Origin of the sequence: Pseudobacteroides cellulosolvens ATCC 35603 = DSM 2933 (assembly GCF_001262605.1) — a bacterium.
Taxonomy (GTDB): domain Bacteria; phylum Bacillota; class Clostridia; order Acetivibrionales; family DSM-2933; genus Pseudobacteroides; species Pseudobacteroides cellulosolvens.
The window spans coordinates 6559300-6572732 of sequence record NZ_LGTC01000001.1 but is presented as its reverse complement, the minus strand read 5'-3'; the positions used below and the strand labels follow the sequence as shown (position 1 = coordinate 6572732).

Below are 13433 nucleotides of genomic sequence, written 5' to 3'. Positions count from 1 at the left end.
AAATTAATTTCCTAGACATAACAAAAGTGGTTTTACCAGTTTTCTGATAACTAATTATTAATACTAATCCTTATTTTGACCAAACATTTTTGAAATGACAGCTATATCAAGCAAATTTATACAACCATCCTCATTAAAATCACATGCAGCATTATAGCTCTCATGTCCCTTTGCTGTATTAAATGCTTTGGCCATAATAATGATATCATCCATATTTATTATATCATCATGGTTGAGGTCTACTTGTTTAAAAGTTACTTTGGGGCTAGGCGGTGTAATGGAAACTGTTTTTAGGTACTCATTTACTTCTTTTTGCCTGCTAATAATATGATTGATAATTCCATCACATGCTGAGTTAAATGCAGCTTCTCCCCCAACTAATAGAGTTGCATCATTTGTTTCTCCTTCCTCGCCCACAACATAGGGTTTTATTAATGTTTGATAGGCCTTTACCTTGGATGAAATTTTATCAGCATTCATACAACCTTTTATTACTTTCCTCATCTCATAATGATAGAGGTTATTATAAACCGGGTCATCCAAGAGCTTTCTAATTAGGGGCCATTTATCGGTAACTTCGTTTAATGATAAGCTTAACACTTTACCCATAATTCCTTTAGACATGGAAAGATTATGATCCCAAGCTATCCATGTCAAGCCCTTATCCTTGTCATTATATAAATAATAGTTATGTGCCATGATTCCATAGCTGTCCCAGTTTACCATTGCTGTATTGATAGCCAGCCATTTCAGAAACCCTCTAACATTAAAATATTTTTCAAGATTTGATCTCCACACTTCTTTATCAGTGTTGTCTGCAAATAATGCTTCATGTGCACTCTGTACATCACCCCAGTCAGCATCTTCTTCATTGTTTTCCTTTATAAATGCCTCCTCTATAAATGGTGATGTCCAACTAGCACCTGCTCCCTCGGGTTTATAGCAATTCCCTTTAGCATTTCCAAATTGATCCTTTAGCATTGCATCGCTTGGATCCTCAGTCATGGTATAAAGTCCCCAATACTTAGGTCCGTTTCCTGTATCTACATAAACTCTGCAAAATGAACTTTTCGCTGCCGGTACGCCACCTTCTCTGAACACTTCCCCTGCAACTTTTTCTCTCATAAAAGAATTGTCATTCCAGCAATTACCGAATGTCATTGAGGAAAATCCATAAAAACGCTGATTATTAACTTCGGGATTTTCATCTTCGAACTTGTCAAAGTTTAACCTAAAGGGAAGTTTGGTTTTATCTCTTAAACTCATAAGAGAACTGTTTCCTTTATACCTGAAGCCTACCTTGAACCATGTATTCCCATTATAACTGACTGTAACAGGTACATAGATAGGGTCTTGAAAATCCATACCGGGTATATCCGGCCACTCACCTTCTGGGAATGGTGGTATTCCACCCCCCGGAATTGGAGGCATCTCTCCACCTGGAAACTGCGGTATTCCACCCTCCGGGAATGACGGTATCTGGCCTACCGGAAATTGTGGAATGTTTGCGAAAATGTTTTGAAGATCAGTTTTGATTTTTTGATAATTATCCGGACTCATTTTTATATCAATTCTTAAGACTTTATCATCCGGAAATAAAAGTCCATAATCAGGGTCTGCACTTTTAGAATGTGTTTTTTCGGTCCACCCCTGGGGTCTTCCTACAAATATCTTCTTCTTTTTAAACGCCATATTTCCATTTGAGTCTTTGACCGTAAGTATTACATTGTAATCATCTGTTTCGGCAAATGAACGAGTAACTATCGCTCCATCAGCTGATGATCCATCTTCAAAATCCCATTCATAGCTTACTATTTCGCCTTTTTCGCCTTCTCCACCTTCTGCAGCCGTTGAAGCGGAAGCATCAAATGTAACAACTTCATTTAATGCAGGAGTGATGTTGGAAATCTCAAATTTTGCCTCTATCGATTTTGTATCTGCAGCAAAATTAACTGAAAATATACTGCTGCACATTACTGCTGTTATTAAAAAAGAAATTACTAATTTACTTATCTTTCTATAGTACATACACTGCCCCCTTAAATGTTAAATAAAAAGTATTATTAATTTCCAATAAGTCATGATCAAAAAATTACTTCCACTCTAAAGCGGAAGTAATTTTTCATTCATGCATAACCATATTAAACTTCTTTGCTATTATAATTACATCCAACATGTTAATTGCACCATCACTACTCAAGTCATAGGCCTTATTGTAATTGGGATTTCCGACTACTGAATTGAATGTAATTGCAATAAGTATTATATCGGCAATATTTATAGTACCGTCATTATTCAGGTCTTCTGTTACAGAGGGTTCTGTAAACGTTGTGGGAGTAGGTGATGGTTTTTCGGTAGGCGTGGCAGTTGGAACTTTTGTCGGTACAGGAACAGGTGATATGGATATTGTCTTAAGGTAATCATTAACAGCTGTCTGCCTGTTATTTATATGGGTTATAATTGCATCGCAGGCTGAGTTAAAAGCAGTTTCTCCCCCGCTTAAGAGAGTTACATCACTTGTTTCCCCTTCCGGTCCTACAATATATGGTTTTATTAAGGATTGGTACGCTCTAACCTTTGTAGCAATTTTGTCGGCATTCATACATCCGTTTATAGCTTGTTGCATTTCATAATGATATATATTCTTATAAACAGGATCATCGATAAGCTTCCTTATGAGCGGCCATTGGTTGGTAACTTCATCCAATGACAAACTCCTTGACCTTGATCCTCCTGCTACCTTGCCTTGTGTCATTGAAAGATTATGATCCCATGTTATCCATATCAGCCCGGCATTGTTTGCGATATCATTATATAGATAGTAGTTATGGGCCATTTGACCGTAGCTGTCCCAGTTAACAACAGCTGTATTGATAGCCAGCCATCTCAAAAAGCTTCTTGAATTAAAGTTCTTTTCCAGGTTTGTTCTCCATGCAGCAGCATCGGTATTTGTTGCCCATAATGCTGAATGTGCTCCCATCACATCGCTCCAGTCAGCAGCATCTTCATTGTTCTTCTTTACAAATGCAGTCTGCTTAAAAGGTGATGACCAATCAGCACCGGCTCCTTCCGGCTTGTAACAGTTTCCGCTGTCATCTCCGAATTGTTCCTTTAACATAGCATCGGAAGGGTCCTCGGTCATGGTATAAAGTCCCCAATATTTCGGTCCGCTTCCAGTATCTATGTACACTCTGCAAAATGAACTTTTTGCAGCCGGAACACCACCTTCTCTGAAAATTTCTGATGTAATTTTTTCTTTCATAAAAGAATTATCATTCCAGTTATTTGCCAATGTCATGCACGAGAATCCATAAAAACGTTGATTATCTATTTCCGGATTTTGATCTTCATATTCATCAAAGTCTAACCTGAAAGGCAGTTTTGTTTTACTTTTTAGACTGACAAGAGAACTGTTTCCCTTATACCTAAAGCCTACATTCCACCATGTTTTGCCTTCAAAAGTTACTGTGGACGGCACATAAACAGGCTCTACAGTAGAGCTCATAGTTATGCTTTGCAAGTTGGTTCTGATTTTTTGATAATCGGCTGAACTCATCTTAATATCCATTCTCAGAACCTTATCATCTGGAAATAAAAGCTCATAATCAGGATCTGCACTTTTAGAATGGGTTTTTTCGGTCCAACCCTCAGGCCTCCCAATAAATACTCTCTTACTTTTTGTATCAACATTTCCTGCCGCATCTTTTACAGTAAGTTTTACATTAAAATCATCTATTGTTGTAAATACACGGGTAACAGTAACACCAGTAGCTTTAGTGCCATCCTTAAAATCCCACTCATAGCTTGCAATTGCACCTTCAGCATCACTGGATGAGGAAGCATCAAATGTAACTTCTTGATTTACCGTAGGAGTAACATTTGATATTTCGAATTTTGCCTGCGGCGGATTTGTATCTGCTGCAAAGTTTATAGAAAAGATACTACTGCAGATTACAGTCGTAATAACGAAAGGAATAACTAATTTTCTTTTCTCTCTAAACATACATACACCCCTAAAATATAAATATATGCAAATACTAATACCTAATTAGAAGTATTACTTTTAACTTTTAATACAATTAAAAATTCAACTTATTCTTACCCCCTAAACCAGTATTTGCAAGACATATCTATATCTTATCTCTACTTTATATCATATACCGAAACCCATTATTAAACTTTACGGCCAAAATTTTGGAAGGATATAAGAAAATTATATCTGATTTCATCGATGAAATCAATGTTCTATCGGGGTTGAGTAACATTAAGAAGGCCAATATATTCAAGTAAAACTTAAACTGCGACTGATTTATATATTTTTGCTAGTAATTATATATTATTAAAATAATGTATAATTTTAGGTTATTTTATCTAATGTTAAAAGTGATAAATGTAAGGAGATAGAATTCATGGTATTACGGTTTCTTACGCGTTTCATGCTGATCATATTGGTTATTATTTTACTGCTGGGTATACCAGGGTATGTTTATTACACTTTGACACTTTATAAACCAAAGACTGTACAGAAGGGCTATTTAGCCCTGACTAGAGCATCGGTGCTTGTCGGCGAGAACCTTAATTCTTTTATGGATAGCACCATATTAATTAAAGATGGTGTCATTGTGAAGGTTGGAAATTCAAGTGATATCACAATCCCCGAAGGGGCAGCCACATTGGATATGAATGGTTGCACCGTCATGCCGGGATTGATTGATATGCATGTACATTTGAGTTCTTATGAGCACCAGGTTAATAAGGTTTTGAATTTTCTGTCCATGCCAAAGATGCTTGCCGATTTGGTACGCTTCACACCTGACAAACGCCAAGCCCTTTTGAAAAACGGCGTTACCTCGGTATGCAGCTTAGGAGATGAATATAAATGGATTATGGATTTGAAAAAACAGATTCGTGACGGAGTGCTTGAAGGTCCCCGCATATTTGCCGCAGGTCCCGTATTCACAATCCCAGGAAGCCATACTACCGATGTCTTGGGTGCAGATCCAGAATCAGTCCGGCTTCCGTCTACTCCTGAAGAAGCTCAAAGAATGGTGCGTGAACTTGCTCACAATGATGAACCTATTGACCTCATTAAAGTGGTCCAAGATAGAGGAGACCGCCAACATGCACTACATCCTGTGGCACATGATATACTACATGCCATTGTAAACGAGGCACATAATCATAGTCTTCCGGTTGTAGCCCGATGGGGCACTGAAGAAGATCTACAGGATGTTCTTGATGCCGGAGTTGATAGTCTTCAGCATTTGGAAGACCATACTGGCGATATAAATAATTTGTGGCCTGATAATATATTGAAGTTAATATTGAATCATAATATGCCGCGTATTGTGGTTGGAACATATGCAGGGATGCCAGGGGCTTTCTTTGGTGATGGAATTCATCATGAAATGGAAAAGCTGGTTGAGAGCGGTCTTACGCCCAGGGAAGCTTTGAAAGCAGCCACCAGTGGTGCCGCTAAAGTACTTAGAACTGATTACATCGGTACTATTGGCGTGGGACAGGTGGCTGATCTCATAGTAATAGACGGAAATCCCCTTAAGAACATAAAGGACACCAGGAATATAGTCATGGTCTTACGGGATGGACGAATAGTAGTGGACCAGCTTTAATAATATCTAGTTTTGAGCCGCTATTAATTCCATATAATCTATATTAGGTCCACCATCCTTAGTAATTGCAATTGTCCTAATTACATTTATTCCTGCTTTCAGGTTTAACGGAACATACTGATGCTTCCACAAAGTCCAACTGCCGGTACCAATAAAGCTCAGGCGGTTACATACTGGTATCTCATTTACTATTATTTCTAAAGGCCTGTCAATGTCCGTACCATTTGTATAATGGAAGTTTAATGTATATATACCGTCCTTTTTTATATCAACAATCCAATCAACGTAACTTCCTTTCTCATTTATAAAATTCACATATCCATTACCGCTAAATCCGCTGTTGGAAGACTCTTTTATACACCGCGAAAACTTGGCATCCTCCCCTTGATAAACGACGGTTTTGTGATATAGCTGGCTTGATGGTATTATCTCTGCCTTCTGTGATTTACTGCTCCAAAAAAGCTTAACCTGACAGGCTTTAACATCTTCGAAATACTCAAGTTTAATATCATATTGCCTTCCTGCTGCAAGATCCAAACTCCCCTGACTGGTTGCCGATCTCTGAGACTTCCAGTTATCAATAATCAGTACATTATTTACCCAAAGCCTCACCCCATCATCCGCGTAAGTGCTAAATGTATACCTTTCAGAAAATCTTGGAACAACTAAGCCTGTCCATCTAACCGAGAAAGTATCGTTTCCAATCAATCCATCGGGAGAGTCTTCAACCCATCTGAAATTAATTTCCGGATCAATTCTGCACATAGCCAATTGGGTTAAATCGCTATTGTTATAATACGCCCCTTTTAATCCGCTTCCCAAGATTGCTTCAATTTGTTGAGGCGTTGGCAGCACCCCAGCATCTTTACCTTTCTCTAAGTCATTTCCTGCATTGCTTTTGTCATTTGCAGGGATCGAGTATGTAGGTTTTGCCTGCAGCTTTTGGGGAGTTGATAACGGCAAACTTGATATTGTGCATGTTGCAGGCTGTGAGGCTGTCATTGGCAAATTGGTGGTAATGTGTGCTCCGGTTGTTATGGGAGATTCAGTGTCTGTCGGCGGCAGCTGTAATTGTGCAGAGCCTTGCTTCCCTTCCATTTTCTCCTGGGAATAAATATAGTATCTGCCCATTGAAAGGTTATTCTTTTCCGCCTTTTCCCTAATGCCCTGAGAAACCATGATTACCTTTGCATCAATAAAGCTGCTGTAGGTAATTTTTATATCTTTTTTTATCCTGTCCAGAAAATCATTAAACTTCTTTTCCTCTTCTGTTTTTTCAATATTGCTATCTTTTCCTGGTACTGCAGCAATCAATATGCTGTTTATTTCGTTGTTCTTAAAATAGCCCATTCCCCTTGATTTATCTATAATCAGCTTAATTGCTTTATTGATATTCATGCCTTCTAATTCCATATTCTCCAAAAGTCTTTTTCCATCCTCATTAAAAGCCCTGACATCCTTTATACTCTCTGCTCTACTTACTTCAAGCTCTATACTAGGATTGATGTCTATACTTACATAAGAATATGTTGTATTGTTTACAACAAATACACGATAAAAAACAAACACTACCAAAATAACTGAAGCAATACCTGCCAGCAAGGGGTAATAGTATTTTATTGTTTTTTTGCTTTCTAATGTCACATCATTATCTATTACATCGTTTTCATTAATAAGTATCTTTTGTCCTTTTTGCAAGTCCTCTCTCTTTCTAATTCTCTTAAATACAACCTCATCGGTCATTACGACAGCTCCATCTTTGTCAACCTTTATAACAACCCCTATATTATCTAAATCATTCATACTTTTCCCTCTTTTCCATATTCACAACAAACTCCTTAAGGTCATCAAGCCTACTCCTTAGAATCAAACTCACAGCAATAATGAATTTTCTATTTCTAACAACTGTTTTTTTACTTGCCTGAATTTTTTTAAGCAGATCTGATAATGGAATACACTTTTTCCTAATCATTTTTTGGTACAATTCTTCATCTTCAGCCAGGGTCCTTGCTATTTTGATGGATAACATCCTTGAGTCCTTGTGTTTCGGTGAGCTTGATACCAAATCCCCCAATGAAATCTCATAGTCCGAAAGGCATTTCTCAAAAAGGTCAATTTCCTCAGCCAGTTCAATATTTTCAAACTGATAATGAGAGTTTGATACCATATACCTATTGCTAAAATCATAATCATCTTCTATTGATGAGAACAGCAGATTATTCTGGTGCCTCTTGTTCTTCCTGATATTGTCAATAATCCTGTGTTTTATAACCATATAAGAGTATTTGTAAAAATCTCCATTCCTCTTATAATCATAATTGTCTATAGCTTCATTGAATGCTAATAATCCTATGCTGAATTCTTCGCTGTTTTTGTTGTCGACATATGCTCCCACAATGTTGGAAACAAGCTTTGTTATATATAATATGTTATCCTTGATGAATTCTTCCTTTAGATCTGTGTCCCCTGATTTAATCTTTTCTACTATGTATTCAACACTGTTTTTATCTTTACCAGGGTTAAAACCGAACTTAAACAAATACTATCACACCCTTGCTATATATGCGTGCATTTAAAACTTTTTCGGGATATAATTATTGATATAATATAAAAAACGCCATGTTTATTTTGCATAATAATATTATAACATGGCGTTTTGCTTTTTTATTTTTAAAATTCCAATTTTCTAATGATTAGTAATGACTTGAATCTTACATGCTTGTATTGAATTTCAATGCAACCTTTATAACATCACTCATGTTGATGACACCATCGCTGTTTAAGTCACAACTTCTGGTGCTATCAGTCACCTGTGCATTGAAATTGCGGGCAAGCATTATAACATCCGCCATATTTACTACCCTGTCCCCATTTATGTCTTCCACCAGTGTTTTGGCAGTAGAAGTTGGGGTATTGGAAGGGGCTTTTGTTAGTAGTGGTGTGTTGGTTGGTGCTTTAGTTGATGTGTTAGTTGGTGTAGGTGAACCAATGGGCAGCTTCAGGCTTTCATAAACTATTCGTGCAAGCTGTGTAGCTCCTGCACGGTTTGGGTGTAATGTATCTCCCGACATATAGAGTGCAAGAGTCGCATCGGGTCCAATTGATGTAAAATAAGTCGAGCTTAATACATTTAAATCCAATAGCTGTACGTTTTCTTCCTTTGCCAAAGCCATGGTAGATGCTCTATACCATCTGCCAACAGCAGTATGCACATTTGAGACATTAAAATCTGTTGCCCTTCCCTGGGGAGTTGACAGTACGACTGTTGCACCCGTTGCCTTTGCTTTTACAACCATGTCCCTCATTATTTCCTTGAATTGTGCTTCTGTAGTGTTGTTTTTTGCATTAGTGTCATTGATACCAAGCTGTATAATAAAGTAATCACCAGGCTTTAGATATTTCATTATTGCTTCAAATTGCCCGTCATCCCTAAAACCCCTAGCAATCTGTCCGCCTGATGCCATGTTTCGTATCTGAAAGTGATCTGTGCTTACATATTTAGGCAGCATCTGCCCCCATCCAGCTTGTACACTGGTATCTAGGGGATAATAATTGCATACCGTTGAGTCTCCTCCTATATATATTGTTCTGTTTGTCGCAGGATTGTCCGACAATTTTTTAATCTCAAGAGCACTCAAAGTAAAAGCTGTGCCTGCTTTGCCTTCTGTAATCAACAGATTTAGCTGTCCATCGGTTATTGGAATCTGAAATTTATCCACTGCATTATTTCCGGTCATGTTAATTATCTGGAAAACACCCTCAGCCGCTACACTTGCCCTGCTTGTGTTACCAAGAGTAACTTTCACCTCATATAAGCCGTTGGATAGGTCTACATTGAAGGTATTTGTGCTTTTTGTGCCGTAAGTAAGAAACTGAACCGCATCACTGGCAGCTCCAGTACCTGATGCAGTTACATTTTTCATATTTGCCGGAGTATTAAAACCATAACCCAATGATTTGCTGTAAGCTGTAGATGCACTGGTTCCAATATAACCTGACTGAACACCGCCACCTCCGAAATCAAACTTGTAGTCTGTGGTTGCACTGAAACTGGTGCCGGATATATTAAAACTCATTGCTGTAAAAGCAGCAATTGCACTCATTGTAACCGAAAACTTTTTCCATTTATGCATGCTGTGACCTCCCATTTTAATCTATATGCACTTCACCAGGATTTGAAATTGTAAACTTATTGAAACTAATCGCTATTTTCATAACATCACTCATGTTTATTACTCCATCTTTGTTAACATCAAACCTTTTGTTTTGCTCATTAACCAATTGATTAAAGTATAGTCCTATCAATATGACATCAGCCATATTCACTACATTGTCACCGTTTAAATCCTCGCTATGCAGAATTGGAGTATTGGTAGGACTAGGAGTGGCAGTATTTGTTGGTTTTACTGTATTGGTGGGTTTAATTGTCGGTGTAGAGGTTGGTTTTAGTGTAGGCGTATTTGTTGGCGTAGAAGATCCTTTTACAAATTTGGAAATATCCAAACCTAATTCTTTTACACTCTCTGAAACTATTCTGGCAACTTGCATTGCACCTTTTTCCGTAAAATGTGTATAATCGGTTCCATTTGATGAAACCATATAAAAAGGATACACCTTGTCATATCCCAATGAAGTATAGTAGCTTAAACACTTATTCATCAAGTCTATACAGGGTACATTTTTCTCCTTGGCAACTTCTTTCATAGCTGTACAATATGCTGGAAAATCATTTTTAAAAGCACCGTTTACATAATTTAATCTTGCAACAGGTGTAATTAGAACAGGAAAGGCACCTTTTTCCTTTGCCCTGTCAATGAACTGTCGGAGGCATTCCTTATATGTGGTGCCTGCTTCTGCATAACGTTCAGGCTTGCTTATGGTGGCATCATTATGACCGAACTGTATGAATATATAGTCATTAGCCTTTATCACTTTAATAATTTCATCCAGGCGTCCATCTGCTATAAAGCTTTTTGAGCTCCTGCCTGCTATAGCTTTATTTACAAATAATACATCCGATGTAAAATATTTCGCTATAAACTGCCCCAACCCGCTTGCGGTGCATAGCTTGCCGAATAGCTCTGGACAGTGGAATCTCCGCAAATATAGACCGTCGGCTTAGCATCGGCTGCATCAGCTGTAGTCTGCCCTAGCGGAATTATTGCAAAACAAGTAAACAGTAAAAAAAACATCAATCCTATACTTACAATCTTCCTCATAATATGTCCCCCCTGGATAGTTATAAAATAAAAATCAATTAAAATCATTGTTACCGTAAGATGCAAGATCTCACGCTAAATAATAATTTTTATTAATATGCGAAAAGAATATTATTTTTAGGGTACATTTTTGAACTATATGTTTTGCAATAATCATTTTGAGTTTGAAGATTAAACTATAGTGGAAGTGATAACTCTCAAACTTTATTTGTTATCCTTACTCATAAAAACTAATGAAACATTATTTACTTCCCTAAATGAAGTATCTACATAACCTAGCTTTGAATAGAAACATCTGTTTTTGGTGTCATTTTCATCAATATAACCACGGACAGATCCTATAATAACACCATTTTCTATATATTTTACGAACAGACTTCTACTATATTCATTTATTATCTCATCTAATGTTTGCATCATTGGCTGGATGTTCGACTAATAATCCTTAAAAAACATAGACATAAATATATTGCTTGAAAGCTTTTTATAGTAAATATATACTATAATTAACCACTTTAATAATCTGATCTTTTAATATAGAAAATATTTTCAAACCAGTCAATAAGGAGGTTGTATATGATTATTAAAAATTTCAAAAAAATACTGACTGTTATTATGATTTTTATTTATTCATCAGTGGTTTTCCTGTCAATTAGCCAGCCGGTATCCGCAGAAAGCTACTCCGGTTATATCATGGGTTACTTTAAACAGGCAACAGGCGAGTATGGTCTGAATCTCTGTTACAGCACTGATGGACTTAACTGGAAGAATATAAAAGATGGAAAACCTATTCTTTATGCAACTATGGGAACCAAAGGCATCCGTGATCCATATATCCGCAGAAAGCAGGATGGCGGCTTTGTTATAGTTGCTACAGACATGCTGGGAACAACCTGGTCAGATCACAGCCAATACATCCATGTCTGGGAATCTGATGACCTTATTACCTTTAAAAACGAGCGTTTGCTTAAGGTGCACTCAACAAACATGCACGCTTGGGCACCAGAAGTGTTCTATGACTACAATAAAAAGCAATACGGCATCATATGGTCTGGAAATACAAATTATAATCGCACTTATGTAAACTATACCACCGATTTCAATACAATAACCCCAAACGAAGTATTTTTCGATCCCGGCTATGACGTAATAGACTCTGATGTCATCCAGCATAACGGCACAGCTTATTTGTTTTTCAAGGATGAGCGTTCAAGCGGAAAATCAATTAAAGGTGCCAAATCAACGACACTAAATCCAAACAGTTTCACTGTACATACACCGAATTTTATAACATCAGCCGGCACAGAAGGCCCATTCGTTTTCAAGGATAACAACTCCAACACATGGTATATGTATGCTGACCTTTTTAACCAAAACGGCAAATTCGAGTGCTGGAAGACCACAGATTTGGGTTCAACAAGCTGGACAAAGGTAACTAATGTAAGTGTTCCGGCAGGAGTAAGACACGGAAGTGTTGTAAGTGTGACAAAAACAGAATTGGATGGAATAATTGCTGGTAAACCTGTTGCCACTCCTACTTCCACACCTGTTCCTACTACAACTGCTGCTCCTACAGCCACTCTCCCGGGTACATACACTCTTTCGGGATATGTATCACCAGACTTTTCATATACCGGAAATTCAAAGCAGTTACTAGCTTCAGGTTTTAAGGTTGAAGTTCCTGAAGCAGGCAAGTCAGCAGTTACCGATCAAAACGGATATTTCATAATAAAAGATTTACCGAAAAACACTTCCGGTTATTCAATAAAAATAAGTAAGGAAGGCTATCTCTCCAAGGATATCAAAAATGTCATAATAAACTCCAACACCCAGCTCTCATTTGAAAATTCTCCAATAAAACTTATGGCAGGAGATTTTAACGGGGATAATGCTATTAACATGTCGGACGTCATAATACTTGCAAAAAGCTTCAACAGCATCTCCAATGACTCAAAATATGCTGCAGGCATTGACCTGAACAGAGATGGTTCCATCAATATGAGTGATGTCCTCATTCTTGCAATGAATTTTAACAAAACAAGCTTAAACTATTAGAATTTGCGACAGACAAATGCAAAAGATTATTAACTTTTAGTAATTTTTAATTCATGCCTTAATATATCGGAAAATAATGCTCTTTTATGGGAGGTAAATATATGGTATCAAAAGCTCAGGAAGCAGTAGATATGTTTAATGAAGGTTTTATTTGCTCGCAGGCAGTATTAGCAGCACTCAGTGATAGATTGGGTCTTGAAAAGGATCTTGCTTTAAAAATTGCTAATGGCTTTGGAGGGGGTATTGCCAGAAAGCAATTAATCTGTGGGGCTGTTTCAGGTGCGATAATGCTTATAGGTTTAAAGTATGGCAAAACAAGTGCCCAAGACTCCATTTCCCACGAAAGAACCTATTCAATTATCGATAAATTCTGTGATGAGTTTGAAAAGAGAAACAAGTCTATAATATGCAAGGATATACTTGGCTGTGATATGGCAAAAGCAAGGGAACAAGGGCTTTTTTCCACTACTTGCTCCAAGTGTGTCAAAGATGCTGTAGATATTGTGGAGAATCTTTTATAATATTAAGT

11 protein-coding genes are annotated in these 13433 nt (G+C 37.3%); 3 read left to right on the top strand and 8 right to left on the bottom strand.

Annotated features, from left to right (window positions below; translation table 11 throughout):
* Positions 1–63: 63 nt before the first annotated feature.
* Together Bccel_RS27220 and Bccel_RS27215 are read right to left on the bottom strand one after the other, a co-directional pair.
* Positions 64–2028, bottom strand: a complete 1965-nt coding sequence (locus tag Bccel_RS27220; protein ID WP_050753935.1) for a CotH kinase family protein — start codon at positions 2026–2028, stop codon at positions 64–66.
* A 94-nt stretch (positions 2029–2122) separates the two neighbouring features.
* Positions 2123–4003 (bottom strand): CotH kinase family protein, encoded by a 1881-nt coding sequence (locus Bccel_RS27215; RefSeq protein WP_050753934.1) that lies wholly within the window; start codon positions 4001–4003, stop codon positions 2123–2125.
* Between the two features lie 406 nt (positions 4004–4409).
* Here Bccel_RS27215 and Bccel_RS27210 point away from each other — a divergent pair, with 406 nt between their 5' ends.
* Complete coding sequence (locus tag Bccel_RS27210; protein ID WP_036939955.1) at positions 4410–5630, top strand: amidohydrolase family protein; 1221 nt, start codon at positions 4410–4412, stop codon at positions 5628–5630.
* Between the two features lie 6 nt (positions 5631–5636).
* Here the strand turns inward: Bccel_RS27210 and Bccel_RS27205 are convergent, their stop codons facing one another.
* From Bccel_RS27205 to Bccel_RS27185, 6 genes are all read right to left on the bottom strand, one after another.
* Positions 5637–7433, bottom strand: a complete 1797-nt coding sequence (locus tag Bccel_RS27205) for an anti-sigma-I factor RsgI family protein (protein ID WP_036939954.1) — start codon at positions 7431–7433, stop codon at positions 5637–5639.
* Complete coding sequence (gene sigI / locus Bccel_RS27200) at positions 7426–8169, bottom strand: RNA polymerase sigma-I factor (RefSeq protein WP_036939952.1); 744 nt, start codon at positions 8167–8169, stop codon at positions 7426–7428. The genes Bccel_RS27205 and sigI overlap by 8 nt, the downstream gene beginning before the upstream one ends.
* A 172-nt stretch (positions 8170–8341) precedes the next feature.
* Positions 8342–9763, bottom strand: a complete 1422-nt coding sequence (locus tag Bccel_RS27195) for a GDSL-type esterase/lipase family protein (RefSeq protein WP_081926853.1) — start codon at positions 9761–9763, stop codon at positions 8342–8344.
* 16 nt (positions 9764–9779) lie between these two features.
* Positions 9780–10679: an SGNH/GDSL hydrolase family protein gene (locus tag Bccel_RS31895; RefSeq protein ID WP_242857055.1), complete on the bottom strand. Its 900-nt coding sequence runs from the start codon at positions 10677–10679 to the stop codon at positions 9780–9782.
* Positions 10664–10849 (bottom strand): hypothetical protein, encoded by a 186-nt coding sequence (locus Bccel_RS31890; protein ID WP_242857054.1) that lies wholly within the window; start codon positions 10847–10849, stop codon positions 10664–10666. Before Bccel_RS31890 ends, Bccel_RS31895 begins: the two co-directional genes overlap by 16 nt.
* 204 nt (positions 10850–11053) lie before the next feature.
* Positions 11054–11269, bottom strand: coding sequence for a hypothetical protein (locus Bccel_RS27185; RefSeq protein WP_152966109.1), 216 nt, complete (start codon positions 11267–11269; stop codon positions 11054–11056).
* 156 nt (positions 11270–11425) lie between these two features.
* Between Bccel_RS27185 and Bccel_RS30550 the strand changes: the two genes are divergently transcribed.
* On the top strand, positions 11426–12904 hold the full coding sequence (locus tag Bccel_RS30550; RefSeq protein WP_050753933.1) for a dockerin type I domain-containing protein: 1479 nt from the start codon (positions 11426–11428) through the stop codon (positions 12902–12904).
* 101 nt (positions 12905–13005) lie between these two features.
* Complete coding sequence (locus Bccel_RS27175; RefSeq protein WP_036939949.1) at positions 13006–13425, top strand: C-GCAxxG-C-C family protein; 420 nt, start codon at positions 13006–13008, stop codon at positions 13423–13425.
* Positions 13426–13433: the final 8 nt, after the last annotated feature.

Bases quoted from the DNA above. Each gene is read 5' to 3' on its own strand.
- Bccel_RS27220 (WP_050753935.1), bottom strand. From the start codon at position 2,028: ATGTACTATAGAAAGATAAGTAAATTAGTAATTTCTTTTTTAATAACA.
- Bccel_RS27215 (WP_050753934.1), bottom strand. From the start codon at position 4,003: ATGTTTAGAGAGAAAAGAAAATTAGTTATTCCTTTCGTTATTACGACT.
- Bccel_RS27210 (WP_036939955.1), top strand. From the start codon at position 4,410: ATGGTATTACGGTTTCTTACGCGTTTCATGCTGATCATATTGGTTATT.
- Bccel_RS27205 (WP_036939954.1), bottom strand. From the start codon at position 7,433: ATGAATGATTTAGATAATATAGGGGTTGTTATAAAGGTTGACAAAGAT.
- Bccel_RS27195 (WP_081926853.1), bottom strand. From the start codon at position 9,763: ATGCATAAATGGAAAAAGTTTTCGGTTACAATGAGTGCAATTGCTGCT.
- Bccel_RS31890 (WP_242857054.1), bottom strand. From the start codon at position 10,849: ATGAGGAAGATTGTAAGTATAGGATTGATGTTTTTTTTACTGTTTACT.
- Bccel_RS27185 (WP_152966109.1), bottom strand. From the start codon at position 11,269: ATGATGCAAACATTAGATGAGATAATAAATGAATATAGTAGAAGTCTG.
- Bccel_RS30550 (WP_050753933.1), top strand. From the start codon at position 11,426: ATGATTATTAAAAATTTCAAAAAAATACTGACTGTTATTATGATTTTT.
- Bccel_RS27175 (WP_036939949.1), top strand. From the start codon at position 13,006: ATGGTATCAAAAGCTCAGGAAGCAGTAGATATGTTTAATGAAGGTTTT.